Here is a 14,597-nt window from a genome sequence, read left to right as displayed (position 1 = left end):
CAGGCCGCCGATCCGCGGAGGATTGCATGGACGCCACCGAACTGCGCGCGCTGCAGGCGCCGATCAAGGACCGCTACCGCGCCGAGCCGGACGCGGCGGTGGTCACCCTGCGGGCGCAGGGCACCCTCGACGACACCGCCATCGCCTGCAAGGTCGAGACCGGCCGGGCGCTGGCTGTGGCCGGCCTGCACCCGGCCTCCGGCGGCTCGGGGGCCGAATTGTGCTCCGGCGACATGCTGCTCGAGGCCCTGGTCGCCTGCGCCGGCGTCACCCTCAAGGCGGTGGCGACCGCCCTCGCGATCGACCTGCGCAAGGGCACGGTGACGGCCGAGGGCGACCTCGACTTCCGCGGCACCCTCGGGGTCGACAAGGAGGCCCCGGTCGGCTTCCGGGCGATCCGCCTCGGCTTTGCCGTCGACACCGACGCGCCGCAGGAGAAGATCGACCAGCTCCTCAAGCTCACCGAGCGCTACTGCGTCGTGTTCCAGACCCTCAACCACCGCCCGGTCCTCGACGTCGCGGTGACCCGCGGCTGAGGACGGGACCGGGATCAAGCCCCGCGCAAGCCTCCCCGGCTATCCCGGCGCCCATCGTGGCGCGGGCCGCGATTCGGGGAGGCTGGCGCCTTGGGCTTCGTCATCGGCTTGGTCATCGCGATCGGCTCCATGCTCGGCGGCTTCGTCGCCATGGGCGGCCACCTCATCGTCATCTGGCAGCCCTGGGAGTTCGTCATCATCGGCGGCATGGCGGCCGGCACCTTCGTGATCGCCAACCCGATGAAGACGGTGGTCGATGCCGGCAAGGCGTCGGTCCAGGCGATCCTCGACAAGGTGCCCAAGCGCCAGGACTACCTCGCGCTGCTCGGCCTGCTCCACGCCCTGATGCGCGAGCTGAAGACCAAGCCGCGCAACGAGGTCGAGCCTCACCTCGACGACCCGGCCAATTCCGAGATCTTCAAGGCCTATCCGGACGTCACCAAGAATCCCGACCTCGTGATGTTCATCTGCGACTACGCCCGCCTGATCCTCATCGGCAACGCCCGCTCGCACGAGATCGAGGCGCTGATGGAGGAGGAGATCGGCAGCTTCCGCAAATACGCGCTCAAGCCCTACGCGGCGATCAACACCGTGGCGGAGGCGCTGCCGGCGCTCGGCATCGTCGCGGCGGTGCTCGGCATCGTGAAGGCGATGGGCGCCCTCGACCAGTCGCCGCAGATCCTCGGCGGCTTGATCGGCGCGGCGCTCGTGGGCACCTTCATCGGGGTGTTCGCCTCCTACGGCGTGCTGGCGCCGCTGGCCGTCAAGGTGAAGGGCGTGCGCGAGAAGCAGGGGTCGGTCTACGTCATCGTGAAGCAGAGCCTCATCGCCTACATGAACGGCGCGCTGCCGCAGATCGCCGTCGAGCACGGCCGCAAGGGCATCGCCGCCTCCGACCGCCCGACCATCGACGAGGTCGAGACCGCGACCGTCGGCGGCGGCGCGCAGCGGGAAGCGGCCTGATGGCGGATCCCGACGAGGTCGCGGGGCCCGACGCCGCGTCGCCGGCCGCCGGACCGGAGGTCCCGCCGCAGGCGGAGCCGGCCGCGGAGCGGCCCGACGTCCGCGACCGCCTGCTCAACGCCGCCGGGCTCGCCCTCGACCGGCTGCCGATGCTGCACGTGATCTTCGACCGGTTGGCGACCGGCTGCGTCGACACGATGAAGCACCTCGTCGCCTCGCCGATCTACTACTCGCTCAACGGCATCGAGAGCGGGCGCTTCGGCGACCTGCTCGACCCCTACGACGCCAATGCGGTGGTCGGCATCTTCCACGCCGAGAACTGGGACGGCCACATCCTGGTCGGGCTCGACCGCGACTTCATCTTCACGATGGTCGAGGTGCTGCTCGGCGCCGACGGCTCCGAGCCGCCTCTCGACGACGAGCGCAACTTCTCGGGCATCGAGCTGCGCATCGCCCAGATGACCTTCGAGCAGGTCGGCAAGGCGCTCGAATCGGCCTTCTCCCTCGTCTCCAAGACCCCGTTCGTGCTCGAACGGACCGAGACCCGGCTCGACTTCGCGGTGATCGGCCGGCGCAGCAACAAGGCGCTCGGGGCGAAGTTCCTGCTCCAGGGGCTCAACCGCGGCGGCGAGATGTTCCTCATCATCCCGCAATCGGTCCTGGCGCCGATGCGCCAGAACCTCGCCAAGGTGCTCACCGGCGAATCCTCCGCCCGCGACCCGCGCTGGGCCGAGCAGATCGCCGCCAAGGTGCAGCGGACCGAGGTGCGGCTGCGCGCCGTGCTGGAGGAGCGCACCCTGACCCTGGGCGAGATCGCCGACCTGCGGGTCGGGCAGATCCTCGCCCTCGACGCGACGCCCCAGACGCTGGTGAAGCTCGAGGGCAACGATCAGGCCCTGTTCTGGTGCCATGTCGGCCAGGCGCAGGGCTCCTACGTGCTGCGGATCGACGAGCCGATCGCCCAGGAGAAGGAGTTCATGGATGACGTCCTCGGTCGTTGACGCCGTCCTGTTCGCGGCCCTGCTGCTGACCTGCGCCTGCGTGCTGCCGATGTATCTCAAGCTCAAGCGCCTCGACCGGGTCCAGGCCGAGTACGGCCGCGCCTTCGCGGAGACCAGCCGGGCGCTGGCCCAGGCCGGCGAGGCGGTGCGCGGCTTCACCGGCGAGGGACGCGAGGTCCTCGACGCCCTCTCGGCCAAGATCGACGAGGCGCGGGCGACCCTCGCCGAGCTGGAGGCCGGCCGGCGGGCGGCCGAACCGGTGCGAGGACGGTGAATCGTGTCCGCGGGATCCTTGTCCCGCGGGCCGGCGTGCCTCACTGTCGTTAACGTTCTCGCATTAAGCATTCCGCATCCCCCCGAGGTTCAGGCCGATGAGCCGCAGCCCCTTCGACGCCCCCTCCTCCGGCCACACGGACGCCCTGTTCGCCGGGGTCTCGGCCGCCGCCCCCGCCTCCGGCGAGGAGACCCTCGGCGCGGGCCGCAACCTCGACGCGGTGCTGCGCATCCCGGTCCAGATCCAGGTCGTGCTCGGCTCGGCCACGATGCCGGTCGCCAACCTGATGAAGCTCGGGCGCGGCGCCGTGGTGCCCCTCGACCACCGGGTCGGCGAGCCCGTCGACGTGATGGTCAACGGCCGGGTGATCGCCCGCGGCGAGGTCGTGGTGGTGGAGGAGGACAACACCCGCTTCGGCGTCTCGCTCACCGAGATCGTCGGCCCCCAGGGCCCTGAATCCCGAGGCTGAGCGAGGTCAGGCGGATGACGGCCCCGATCCCGGCGCCGACGGTTCACGGCGGGCGCAAGCGCCTCGGGGCGGTCGACGAGGTCGCCACGCTGCTGCTTGCCATGGGCAAGCCGGCGGCCGGCCGGCTGCTGAAGTACTTCGACGAGGACGAGATCAAGCGCATCACCCGCGCGGCGGTGGCGCTCGGCCCGGTCAGCCCGGGCACGGTCGAGACCGTCGTCGATTCGTTCGTCACCGAGTTCTCGAGCGGGGCGACCCTCGTCGGCACGGTGCAGGAGGTCGAGAAGCTCCTCACCGGCCTGCTGCCCGCCGACCAGGTCGCCGACATCCTGGCCGAGGTGCGCGGCAACGCCAACCGTTCGGTCTGGGAGCGGATGTCGAGCGTGTCGGAGAGCGTGCTGGCGAGCTACCTCGTCAAGGAGCATCCCCAGACCGCCGCCCTGATCCTGTCGCGGATCAAGCCCGCCGCCGCCGCCAAGGTGATGGGCCACCTGCCCCAGGCCCTGCGCAACAGCCTGATGCGCCGGATGCTGACCTTCAAGCCGATCGTCGAGGAGACCCTGCGCGCCATCGAGAAGACCCTGCACGAGGACTTCATGGCCAACTTCTCGCGCAATTCCGGCGCCGACACCCACGCCAAGATGGCCGACATCATCAACAAGATGGAGCGCGAGCAGATCGACGAGGTGCTCACCAGCCTCGCCGAATCGCGGCCGAAATCGGCCGAGATCCTCAAGGACCTGCTGTTCACCTTCGACGACATCGTGAAGCTGGCGCCCCGCGCCCGCACCGCCCTGTTCGACGCGGTGCCCAACGACCGCCTCGTGCTCGCCCTCAAGGGCACCGACGCGGAGTTCCGCAACCTCATCCTCGGGGCGCTGTCGGCCCGGGTGCGCCGCATGGTCGAGCACGAGCTCAACGGCGGCGAGCCGGCGGCCCAGCGCGACGTCATGGAGGCCCGGCGCGGCATTACCGACCTCGCCCTCGAGATGGCCGGGCGCGGCGAGATCGAGATCAACGCCAGCGGCGAGGAGGAAGCCCTTGTGCGCTGAACCGGACCGTCTCCACGGCAGGCTCCCGGATCGTCCCGCCTCCCGGCTGAGCGCGGGCCGGCGGCATGGCTGAGGACACCGACCAGGAGAGCAAGACCGAGGAGCCGACCGGCCGGCGCATCAGCGAGGCGATCGACAAGGGCAACATCCCGTTCTCCCGCGAGGCGCCGGTCTTCGCCTCGTTCCTCGCGCTGCTCGTGGTGCTGAGCTACTTCGTGCGCGAGCACGGGGCGACGCTGGCGCGCGACCTCGCGCCCCTGTTCGACCATCCCCGCGGCTTCACCCTCGCGGACGGCCACGACGCCATGACCCTGATGCTGGCGGTGGCGGCGATCTGCGCCCGCTTCCTGCTGCCGGTGCTCGTGGTGCTGTGCGCCTTCGGCCTCGCCTCGACGCTGCTCCAGAACCTGCCGACCGTCTCGTCCGAGCGGATCCGGCCGCAATGGTCGCGGATCTCGCCGGCGACCGGCTGGGGACGGCTGTTCGGACTCTCGGGGGCGGTCGAGTTCCTGAAATCGCTCTTTAAGTTCTCCACGATCACTGTCGTGTCCCTGATGCTGCTGCGCTCCGAGCAGCACAAAGTCGTGAACGCCATGTACGTCGATCCGAGCCAGCTGCCGGAGCTGATCCTGAGCATGGCGATCCGCCTCGTCTCGGCGGTCAGCGTCGCGACCATCGTGCTGGTGGCCGGCGACCTGATCTGGGCGCGGCTGCGCTGGCAGCGCTCGCTGCGCATGACCCGCCAGGAGGTCAAGGACGAGCACAAGCAGACCGAGGGCGATCCGACCGTCAAGTCGCGCATCAAGTCGATGATCCTCGATCGCGGCCGCCAGCGCATGTTCGCGGCGGTGCCGCGCGCCACGGTCGTCATCGCCAACCCGACCCACTACGCGATCGCGCTGCGCTACGAGCGCGACGAGAACCCCGCGCCGATGGTGCTGGCCAAGGGCAAGGACCTGATCGCGCTCCGCATCCGCGAGATCGCCGAGCAGCACGGCATCCCGGTGATCGAGGACAAGCCTCTGGCAAGGTCGCTCCACGACAGTGCCGAGGTCGACAAGATGATTCCTGCGGAGTTCTACCGCGCGGTGGCCCAGATCCTGTTCTTCCTGTTCGCGAGGTCCCGATGACGGCGATGCCCACTCATCCGGCCTACGGCGCGGCGGCGGTGTCCGACGCGGCGCTCGCCGGCGCCGAACGCGTCTTCGCCACGGCGATCCGCGACTTCATCGCCGAGTTCTGCCTGCTCGACGGCTCGGTGCTGATCGGCTGGGTCCGCAGCGGCTTCCACGGCAACATCGCCGACCTCGTCGCCTCCTCGGCCGAGCCGTTCTTCAAGGAATCGACCCTGTCCTACGCCGACGGCGCCGACGTGCGCCTCGACTGGGGCCAGTCGGTTACCGTGATGCTCGACATGGAGTTCGTCACCGAGGCGGTGACGGTGTTCTTCAAGCTCGTCCTCGACGGCTACTACGTCGGCGTCGCGATCCAGGACATCCTCGCCGGCGACCAGCCCGACCTCGACCTCGGCCGCTTCGAGGCCGCCCTGTCCCACGCCCGCCTCGGCCTGCCGCAGTAGCGGCTCTCCGGCGCCAACCGCCGCGCCAGCCCCGCGCAAGTCCGCGCCGCCAGGATGCCCGCGACGAGGCACCGGCGGGGAGACGGACGGCATGGGGCGGCAGACGGGCGGGGCGGCATCCGCGACGGCGGGAGCGCGGCAGGAATCCCTCGACGGCGTCGCCCTCGGCCTGCGGCTGGAGGCGGCCGGCGACCGGGCCGGGGCCGAGGCGCTCTACCGCCGCGCCGCCGCCCGCGACCCGCAGAACGCCTTCGCCCACCACCTCGTCGGCCGCGGCCTCCACGCGGCCGGGCGGTCCGTCGAGGCCGCCGAGGCGCTCGCCCGCGCCGTCGCCCTGCGCCCGCGCGACCCCGGGATGCGGGCCGATCTCGGCGACGCCCTGCTCGCGGCGGGCCGCCGCGACGAGGCCGCCGCCGCGTTCCGGCGCGTCGCGAAGCTCGACCCCACCCATCCCGCCGCCGCCCGGGCGACGCTCGGCCTCGCGGCCGTCGATCCGCCGGCGCAGGCGGCCGCGGCCCTGCGCCGGCTGATCGCGGCCCAGCCGGGCGCCCCCGAGGCGCATCTCGAACTCGGCCGTCTCCTCCACGTCCTCGGCGAGACCGAGGCCGGGACGGCCGTCCACCGCGACGCCGTGCGGGCCGGGGTGCTCGACCCCGGCCGGTTGTGCGAGTACGGGATCGGCCTGTTCCAGGCCGGTCGCGAGCGCGAGGGCGCCGCCGCCGTGGCGCTCGCCGCCGAACTCGCCCCGGACGATGCCCGCCTGCTCACGGTCCACGGCTTCTGCCTCCTGGAGACCAAGCGGATCCACGAGGCGCTCGCCGCCTTCACCCGGGCGACGCACCTCGATCCGGGCTTCCACGCGCCCTTCGTCAATCTCGGCTCCCTCTACGGCGAGGCGCAGCGAATCAACGAGGCGATGCAGTTCTTCCGGCGCGCCCTCGCGCTGAAGCCCGACTCGATCGAGGCCCGCCACGGCCTGCTCGACCAGCGCCGCCACGCCTGCGACTGGCGCGGGATCGAGGAGGAGGACCGCGCGGTGACGCGCCTGCTCGAGGAGACCGGGGCCCGGGTCGCGCCGTTCGTGCGGCTTGCCGCCAGCGCCCCGCCGGGGGACCTGCGGCGCACCGGCCGGGTCTGGGCCGCCGGGCTGCGGGTGCCGGAGGGCGTCGCGCTGGAGCCGCTGCCGGTGCCGCCGCCGGGCCGCAGGATCCGCCTCGGCTACCTGTCCTACGACTTCTTCTACCACGCCACCGCGCTGCTCGCGGTCGCGCTGTTCGAGCATCACGACCGCGAGCGGTTCGAGGTGTTCGCCTATTCCTACGGGCCCGACGACGGCACCCCGATGCGCCGTCGCCTCGTCGCCGCCTTCGACCACTTCGTCGAGGTCGGCCACCTGTCGAGCGAGGAGGCGGCCCGGCGCATCCGCGCCGACGGGATCGACATCCTGGTCGACCTCAAGGGCTACACCCTGCGGGCGCGCACCGAGATCACCGCCCTGCGCCCGGCCCCGGTGCAGGTGAACTATCTCGGCTATCCGGGGACGATGGGGGCGGACTTCGTCGACTACATCGTCGCCGACGCCTTCATCGCGCCGTTCTCGGCCGCGGACCAGTTCGACGAGCGGATCGTCCACCTGCCGGGCTGCTACCAGCCCAACGACCGCCACCGCCGCATCGCCGAGGGCACGCCGGGGCGCGAGGCGTTCGGCCTGCCGCCGGACGGCTTCGTGTTCTGCTGCTTCAACAACACCTACAAGATCACCCCGTCGGTGTTCGCGGTCTGGATGCGCCTGCTCGCCGCGGTGCCGGATGCGGTGCTGTGGCTGTTCGAGGCCAATGCCTCGGCCCAGGACAACCTCCAGTACGAGGCCGGCGCCGCCGGCATCGACCCGGCCCGGCTGGTCTTCGCGCCCAAGCTCGATTCGCCCGAGCACCTCGCCCGCCTGCGCCTCGCCGACCTCTTCCTCGACACCCTGCCGGTCAACGCCCACACCACCGCGAGCGACGCCCTCTGGGCCGGGCTGCCGGTGCTGACCCAGGCCGGCGACACCCTCGTCGGCCGGGTCGCCGGCAGCCTGCTGCACGCCATCGGCCTGCCCGAACTGGTGACGCACTCGGCCGCCGACTACGAGGCCCTGGCGCTCGCCCTGGCGCGGGACCGCCCCCGCCTCGCCGCCCTGCGGGCCCGCCTCGCGGAGAACCGCGACGCCTCGCCGCTGTTCGACGCCGCCCGCTACGCCCGCAACCTCGAAGCCGCCTACCGGCACATGCACGAGCGCCGCCGCGCCGGCCTGCCGCCGGCGGCGTTCGCGGTGGCGGACCGCCGGGGAGATCCGCTCGGGACGCAGGAGGTCTGTGCCTCCTGACCCTGCGACGACGGCCGCGGGTCCGCGTTCTCCGCGTTCTCGGCGCTCCCCCGGCTCGATGGGCCGTGATCGCGGCGACACGCCGACGTCAAAACCGGGACAGCCCGTGAATCGGGGCTGGACAGGGGAAAGCGGCGGCGTTCAACAGTCAGCAGTTCTGACGAGGCAAATTCCCCGTCATCGTGTCGTGGGACTGGCGATCGACAATGCAGGCCAAACAGAGCGAGACCGTGTTGCCTCACCAAAAGACCGTTGAAGACCAAGGGTTTGCAGGGGGCTATACGCTCGTGGGCAAGCGCATCTTGTTCGTCGCGAACGCGCCCGTGGCCAGCCTTCAGTTGAGCCTAATCGAACCGTTGCGATCCGACGTCGAGGCCGGGAGGATCACGACAGACTATATCCTCTGGACGGAGATCGCCCGCAAGTCACCCGATGAACGCAGCGAGGGGGCTTTGCTGCGGCGATTGGATGATTTTCGTCCCGACACCATCGTGTTCAGCCGCTACAGCGAGCCACATGCGCGGGCGATGGTGCAGTGGGCGAACGAGAACAAAGTCCCGACGATCTTCCACATTGATGACGACCTTCTCAACGTGCCGGCATCGACAGGAGCCGCGACCTATTCACTCCACAATGATCCCGCGAAGCTAAAAACTATCCGGTATCTGCTCGATAATACGACGCTCGTGTGGTGCTCGACATCAGCGTTGCTGACGCGATTTTTCGGGGAGCAGCCACCCGAACGCGCCCTCGCGGGGCGGATATTTTGTGCGCATCCGGTTCTGGCGGCTCCCAGAAGCGAGGATGCCCCGGTGATCGGATACATGGGCACGCGCACCCATGCCAACGATCTCCCCCTGGCGGTCCCTGCGATCGAGCGTCTGCTCGATGCGAGGCCGGACGTCTCGTTCGAGATCTTCGGCGCCCTCGCGACGCCGGATGCGCTCGTCCGCTTCGGCGACCGGATCCGCCACGTTCCGCAGGTGGCCAATTACGCGAAGTTCATGGACACGCTGGCGGGCCTGTCCTGGACCATCGGTATCTGCCCGCTGGTGTCCGCGCCCTTCAACGCGATGAAGACCGATACGAAGTGGGTCGAGTACACGGCCTGCGGCTTTGCTGTGATCGCCTCGCGCGGCACCGTCTACGACCATTGCTGCGCCGACGGATGCGGCCTGCTCGTGGACGGCGAGGACGAGTGGCTGCGGGCCTTCGAGACGCTGCTCGACGACAGGGCCGCGCACCGCACCCAGGTCGAGCGGGCCCAGGACAGACTGCGGCGGGACTACTCGCCGCAGCAACTGCTCCGACAGACCGAAATGATATTTGCGCGGGCCCACGCGCTGAAGGCGCAGAGCGTGGCGAAGGAGCGCGAAGCGCCGCCGGTCCGGATCAACCTCGAGGAGGTCATGGGTCCGGACGTGAAGGGCTGGGCATGGGAATCGGAGGCGCGCTCCGGCGGCGCGGCGCCGCTCGAGATCCGCTGCGGCGACCTGCGCCTCGGCTGGTGCGAGCGCCGGGTGGCGCGGCCCGACGTCGACGACCATGTCGGGCATTGGGGCCGGGCCAAGGGCTTCATGATGCCGGTGGGCTGCCTCAGCGTGCTGTTCCGGTTCATGCACCGGCCCGCCGGCCTGCATCCACGCCTGAGGTTCGCCGGCGAGGAGTACTCGCTGCACGATTACGGCCCGACCCTGAACACCCTGTCGGCGTTCCGGACCCTGCGCGCGGCCGACGGCGTGCGCGGCCTGCACGTCGCCGACCTGTGGTGGGCAGGCGGCCGGCTGCTCAAGATCCGTACGCTGAACGCGCCGGAGGATCCGCCAGCCCCGCGGCCGGTGCTCCTGCGCGTCTATCAGCCGCTGCGCAACCGCGCCGGCGAGATGGTCCTGACCCAGGTCGAGGAGACCGCCCTGTCGGCCAAGGCGGGAATCCTCTCGGTCGGCGTGCGTTCGCCCGCCATGCCGCTCCTCCTCGTCGGATACGGTGAGGACGGCGAGATCGCCTTCGCCGACCTCGTGCCGTTCCCCTCGCTGCTGCGCGGCGGCCTGCACGAGGCCGAGGCCGCGGCGCTCGGCGAGGCCGGCAGCGGCCTCGACGACCTGCGCCGCCTCAGCGACGCCTACCTCGCCGAGCTGATCGGGGCCGGGGACCAGCCGCCGCCCTTCGCCCTGGCGGCGGTCGAGGTCGACCTCGCCACGGCGACCGGGACCGAGCCGCTGTTCGATCCCACGGTGCGCGACTGGCTCGCCGCGGTGCCGGGCGTGCCGGTCGTCCCGATCCGGGCCGAGGAGCGCATCGCCCGCGACCTCGGCGACCGGGGCTTCGCCGACCACGCCGTGGCTCGCCTGACGGAGGCCCGCCCGCCCTTCGCCCGTGAGGCCGAGGCGCGCCTGTCGCTGCCGAACGCCGCGGTCCCGACCATCGCCGCCCTCGTCGCCCGCCGCGCCGCGTTCCCCGCCGGCCCCTCGATCGCGCCCCACATCGTGGTCGATCCGGCCGGCCCGTCGCGGCGCTGGTTCGTCTCGATTCCGGATTGCGCGCCGCTCGCCCGCGACCCCGCCCTGTCCGCCCTCGCCCGCGACGGGTTTCCCGTCGTGACCGGGACCGGGGAGGGCGCCGCCCCCGACGGCCGCCTGCTGCCGCTCGCCATCCTGTTCCGCGACCTGGCGCCGCAGGGCGATGCCGCGCTCACCTTCCCGGTCCCGGCCGACCGCGCCGACATCCTTCCCAATCCCGCCGGCACGGCGGGCCCCGACGTGTCGGTCATCGTGATGGTCGAGGCCGGCGAGCCGGACCTGAGGAGCCTCCTCACGGCGATCGCCGGGCAGGCGACCGCCCGCCCGCCCGAGGTGATCGTCGGCGTCGCGGTACCCGAATGGCACGCCATCGCCACCCGCAACCTGCTCGCCGAGCTGTGCCCGGACCGCTCGCAACTCGTCGCCGACCTGAACGGCCTCAACGCCGGCGAGGCGCTCAACCGCGCCGCCGCGCGGGCCACCGGCGAGGTCCTCGTCGTCCTCGACCCGGGCGTGATCCCGCACGACCACCGCACGCTCGACACCCTGGCCCGGCTGGCGCTCGCCGAGGGCGCCGGCACCGTCGGCTGCCTGCAGGTGCGGCCGCGCAAGCCCGGCGACAAGGCGCTGGTCGCCGGGCCGGCGGGGCTGTTCCCGGGGCGTTTCGACGCCGCGGCGACGCCGTCGCTCGCCCTCTCGGAACCGGCCTGCGACACGATCCTGCCCGGCGCGGTCTACCCGGTGGCCGCCAACAGCCCGCACTGTCTCGCGGTCGCGGCCGCGGTCTGGCGCGAGGCCGGCGGCATGAGTTCGCGCTGCTGGTCTCGCGCCCACGCCGCGGCGGACCTCGCCGTCCGGCTGGCGGAGGCCGGGCGCACCAGCCTGTGCACGACCCGGCTGTCGGTCCATGCCGGGCAGGTCGGTCCCGCCCGGGCCCCCGACGTCTATACCGCGACCCAGGTCGGCCCGTGGCGGATGCTGCCGGCGATCCGGGCCAGCACGCTGCTGCGGTCGTTCTGAGCGGCCCGGCCTCGGCGCCGCCCCCCGACGCTCTCACGGACAGAGCCCCCTCGCCCCATGCGCATCCTGTTCCTGGTCCCGACGACGCAGCACAAGTCCACCGCCGGCAGCCGCATCCGCTACGACCGCATCCGCGCCAAGTCGGAGTATTTCGACGTCGCGGTGCAGTCGCTGGACGAGGTGTCGCGCGAGGATCTGGCGGCGTGCGACGTCTGCGTGTTCTCGAAGACCTACTCGGTCGGCGCGGTCGCGGTGGCCGAGGCGCTGCGCGCGCGCGGCGTCGTGGTCGGGATCGACCTGTTCGACGACTACTTCAGCCAGGAGGACGACCCGCGCCTGACGCCGTTCCGGTCGTGGCTGCGGCGGTTCGCGCCGGTGTTCCAGTTCGGGCTGTGCTCGACGCCGACGATGCGCCGGGTGATCGGCCATCTCGCCCCCGACCTGCCGGTCCACATCGTGCCGGATCCCTGTCCGGAGATCGACCCCGCGACGGTGACGCGGTCGGTCCGGCGCTCCCTGGAGCGGGCCCGGAAGACCGGCACCCTCGACGTGCTGTGGTTCGGGATCGGCGCGAACCCGTTCTTCCCGGTCGGGCTGCAGGACCTCGTAGCCCATGCCTGGTCGCTGTCCGAGCTCGCCGCCGGCCGCTACCGGGTCGCGCTCCGGGTCCTGACCGACGACGCGTCCCAGAATCCGGGCAACCTCGTGCGCCTGAAGAGCCTGCCGGTGCCCTTCGTGACTGAGACCTGGACCGTCGAGCGCGAGCAGCAGGCCCTGGAGGAGGCGTTGGTCGCGTTCATCCCGGTCAACGGACAGTCGTTCAGCCGGGCCAAGTCGCCCAACCGCGCCCTCACGGCGATCGCGGCCGGCGCGCAGGTGCTCTCGCCCGGCTATCCGCTCTACGGCGATCTCGACGCCCTGATCTACGCCCGCGCGGCCGACCTCCTCGCCGATATCGAGCAGGGCGAGTGCCGGGTGAGTCCGGGCCGGATCGGCGAGATCCAGCGGGTGGTGGCGAGCGTGTCGGATCTCGACGACATCCTGGCCGAGCTGTTTCTGTTCCTGACTCGGCAATCCCGCGCCCGCCCGCGCGTGGCCGCGCCGGCCGGGACCGCCGCCACCGGCGCGCTCCTGTACGGCATCGACCCGGAGCGGCACACGACCCACGCACTCCCGGCGGCCGACGTCGTCTCGGTCAAGACGCCCTATGCCCGGATCGAACGCGTCTACGACGTCCGCCTCGACCTGCGCGACGAGCGCCAGCTCGACCTCTGGCTCAGGCCCGAGATGGTCCGCTACCTTGCCGAGCCGCTGCGGGCGCGGCTGTCGGCCTCGCAGCCGGTCGGCAAGATCCGCATGGTCAGGCTCGAAGGCGCCGCCGAGTTGCGGCTCGACCGGCCCCTCGCCGTGCCGCCGTCGGAGACCCGCGACGTCGTCTACGAGACCGCCGCCTACCGCACCGCCCTGGCCGATCTGGCGGGGGCCTTCCGGCGCGCCTTCCCGTCGCTCGGCGTCCGGGTCGCCGGCCTGTCGGCCTACCAGGGCGCCGCGCCCGCCCGGGACGGAGCGTACTGAGCGATGAGCACCGCCGCCTTCCTCATCGAGCTCAACCAGGACGTCGCCGCCTGCCGGCCGGTCGCGACCTGCTTTCGCGACCTCGGCGCGGACGAGACGATCTTCCTCGTCACCTCGCGCTTCCGCAAGCGCGACGCCACCGGGCTGTGGTTCGCCGAGACCCGGGACCTCGCCGCGCAGCTCGGGGCGGCCCTGGTCGAGGTCGACACCGTCCTCGACGTCGTCCGGGCGCTCGCCGGCCGGTCGGGGGCGCTGGTCTCGGCCAGCGAGACCGACCTCGACGCGCACGGGTTCAACCACAAGGTCTTCCTGGCGGCGCCGGCGGGCTTCACCCGGATCACGCTCCAGCACGGGCTCGAATGCCTCGGCTTCAACCACAACGAGGCCCATGACCGCGCCTTCGGGATGCGCGTCGGCATGGCCTGCGACATCGCCGCGAGCTGGTTCCCGCTCGGGCGCCTGCACTCGGTCCGTTCCGACCAGCGCGACAAGGTGATGATGGTTGGCCCGCCCTTCGGCCTCTCCCACCCCCCGGTCTTCGGGCGGCCGTGGCGCTGGCGGAACGGGGCGGACCCGATGCACGGGCTGGTCTGCGAGAACCTGCACTCGGTGCGGTTCGGCCAGAGCGCCAGGGTCGAGTTCATCGACGCCCTGACCGAGTTCGCGGCGGCGCTGGCCTTGCGCGACGGCAGCGCGGAACTGCGCGCCCACCCGGGCGGGCGCTACGCCGAGAAGAACCGGATCGAGCTTCCCCCCAACGTCAGCCTCAACCGGGCCCCGCTCTACCGGCAGTCGCTCGACAAGTTCGGCTTCGGGATCTCGGCGCCCTCCAGCGTCCTGCTCGACATGGTGTGGGCGGGCATCCCGACTGCGGTGTGGACGGACGGCGCGCTCGACATCGGCATCTACGAGGGGCTGACCGTGGTGTCGGACGTGGACGACTGGGTGCGCTTCGCCGAGGCGGCGACGCGTGACCCCGCCCCGTTCCTCGACGCCCAGCGGCGCTACGTCGCCGGCCTAGGCATTCCCGCCGACATCCCGGCCCTGTACCGGGACCTCTACGACGTCGCGATGGGGCCTCCCGCGTGAGCCTGCCAGAACCGGAGCGCACCGATGGCTGATGCGAAATCCCGATGAACCGTTCAGTGTGGCAGTTGCCCATCGCGGTGGTCACCAACGGCTAAGCTGAACGAATCGTCCGAAATCCGTATCATACGATTTTCGATTGATCGCTTCGCGATGCG

General features: G+C 71.6%; 12 protein-coding genes. All 12 read left to right on the top strand.

The genetic code is table 11. The annotated features are described in order from the left end of the window. The first annotated feature begins 26 nt into the window (after positions 1–26). The 12 genes from EOE48_RS19020 to EOE48_RS18965 all read left to right on the top strand — a co-directional run bounded on the left by EOE48_RS19020 (position 27) and on the right by EOE48_RS18965 (position 14,442). A complete protein-coding gene (locus EOE48_RS19020; RefSeq protein WP_127732056.1) occupies positions 27–536 on the top strand; it encodes an OsmC family protein in 510 nt (169 codons plus the stop codon). A 90-nt stretch (positions 537–626) separates the two neighbouring features. Next, positions 627–1,499 carry a flagellar motor stator protein MotA gene (gene motA / locus EOE48_RS19015; RefSeq protein WP_127732054.1) on the top strand — a complete coding sequence of 291 codons (873 nt, stop codon included), beginning with the start codon at positions 627–629 and terminating at the stop codon, positions 1,497–1,499. After that, positions 1,499–2,500: a flagellar motor switch protein FliM gene (locus tag EOE48_RS19010; protein WP_127732052.1), complete on the top strand. Its 1,002-nt coding sequence runs from the start codon at positions 1,499–1,501 to the stop codon at positions 2,498–2,500. Before motA ends, EOE48_RS19010 begins: the two co-directional genes overlap by 1 nt. Further along, a complete protein-coding gene (locus EOE48_RS19005) occupies positions 2,481–2,774 on the top strand; it encodes a hypothetical protein (RefSeq protein WP_127732050.1) in 294 nt (97 codons plus the stop codon). Before EOE48_RS19010 ends, EOE48_RS19005 begins: the two co-directional genes overlap by 20 nt. 97 nt (positions 2,775–2,871) lie before the next feature. Beyond that, on the top strand, positions 2,872–3,243 hold the full coding sequence (fliN, locus tag EOE48_RS19000) for a flagellar motor switch protein FliN (RefSeq protein ID WP_127732048.1): 372 nt from the start codon (positions 2,872–2,874) through the stop codon (positions 3,241–3,243). A 14-nt stretch (positions 3,244–3,257) separates the two neighbouring features. Then, positions 3,258–4,295: a flagellar motor switch protein FliG gene (locus tag EOE48_RS18995; protein WP_127732046.1), complete on the top strand. Its 1,038-nt coding sequence runs from the start codon at positions 3,258–3,260 to the stop codon at positions 4,293–4,295. A 65-nt stretch (positions 4,296–4,360) separates the two neighbouring features. Next, the gene (gene flhB / locus EOE48_RS18990; protein WP_127732044.1) at positions 4,361–5,425 is read left to right on the top strand and encodes a flagellar biosynthesis protein FlhB; all 1,065 of its coding nucleotides are present in this window, start codon (positions 4,361–4,363) and stop codon (positions 5,423–5,425) included. Next, positions 5,422–5,874: a hypothetical protein gene (locus EOE48_RS18985; protein WP_246154605.1), complete on the top strand. Its 453-nt coding sequence runs from the start codon at positions 5,422–5,424 to the stop codon at positions 5,872–5,874. The genes flhB and EOE48_RS18985 overlap by 4 nt, the downstream gene beginning before the upstream one ends. Positions 5,875–5,965: 91 nt before the next feature. Then, positions 5,966–8,239, top strand: a complete 2,274-nt coding sequence (locus EOE48_RS18980; protein WP_127732042.1) for an O-linked N-acetylglucosamine transferase, SPINDLY family protein — start codon at positions 5,966–5,968, stop codon at positions 8,237–8,239. A gap of 812 nt (positions 8,240–9,051) precedes the next feature. Then, positions 9,052–11,778, top strand: a complete 2,727-nt coding sequence (locus tag EOE48_RS18975; protein ID WP_187371474.1) for a glycosyltransferase family protein — start codon at positions 9,052–9,054, stop codon at positions 11,776–11,778. 57 nt (positions 11,779–11,835) lie between these two features. Then, entirely contained in the window at positions 11,836–13,353 is a 1,518-nt protein-coding gene (locus EOE48_RS18970; RefSeq protein WP_127732038.1) for a hypothetical protein, read from the top strand. Between the two features lie 3 nt (positions 13,354–13,356). Next, positions 13,357–14,442 carry a hypothetical protein gene (locus EOE48_RS18965; protein WP_127732036.1) on the top strand — a complete coding sequence of 362 codons (1,086 nt, stop codon included), beginning with the start codon at positions 13,357–13,359 and terminating at the stop codon, positions 14,440–14,442. Positions 14,443–14,597 lie beyond the last annotated feature (155 nt).

It is taken from the genome of Methylobacterium oryzihabitans (genome assembly GCF_004004555.2).
In the GTDB taxonomy this organism is placed as follows: Bacteria; Pseudomonadota; Alphaproteobacteria; order Rhizobiales; family Beijerinckiaceae; genus Methylobacterium; species Methylobacterium oryzihabitans.
Note: the sequence above shows the minus strand (reverse complement) of the source record. Positions and strands in the feature narration are given on the sequence as shown.

Coding starts and splice junctions, on each gene's coding strand:
- flhB (WP_127732044.1), top strand. CDS start 4,361: ATGGCTGAGGACACCGACCAGGAGAGCAAGACCGAGGAGCCGACCGGC.
- EOE48_RS18995 (WP_127732046.1), top strand. CDS start 3,258: ATGACGGCCCCGATCCCGGCGCCGACGGTTCACGGCGGGCGCAAGCGC.
- EOE48_RS18965 (WP_127732036.1), top strand. CDS start 13,357: ATGAGCACCGCCGCCTTCCTCATCGAGCTCAACCAGGACGTCGCCGCC.
- EOE48_RS18985 (WP_246154605.1), top strand. CDS start 5,422: ATGACGGCGATGCCCACTCATCCGGCCTACGGCGCGGCGGCGGTGTCC.
- EOE48_RS19005 (WP_127732050.1), top strand. CDS start 2,481: ATGACGTCCTCGGTCGTTGACGCCGTCCTGTTCGCGGCCCTGCTGCTG.
- EOE48_RS19020 (WP_127732056.1), top strand. CDS start 27: ATGGACGCCACCGAACTGCGCGCGCTGCAGGCGCCGATCAAGGACCGC.
- fliN (WP_127732048.1), top strand. CDS start 2,872: ATGAGCCGCAGCCCCTTCGACGCCCCCTCCTCCGGCCACACGGACGCC.
- EOE48_RS18980 (WP_127732042.1), top strand. CDS start 5,966: ATGGGGCGGCAGACGGGCGGGGCGGCATCCGCGACGGCGGGAGCGCGG.
- EOE48_RS18970 (WP_127732038.1), top strand. CDS start 11,836: ATGCGCATCCTGTTCCTGGTCCCGACGACGCAGCACAAGTCCACCGCC.
- EOE48_RS19010 (WP_127732052.1), top strand. CDS start 1,499: ATGGCGGATCCCGACGAGGTCGCGGGGCCCGACGCCGCGTCGCCGGCC.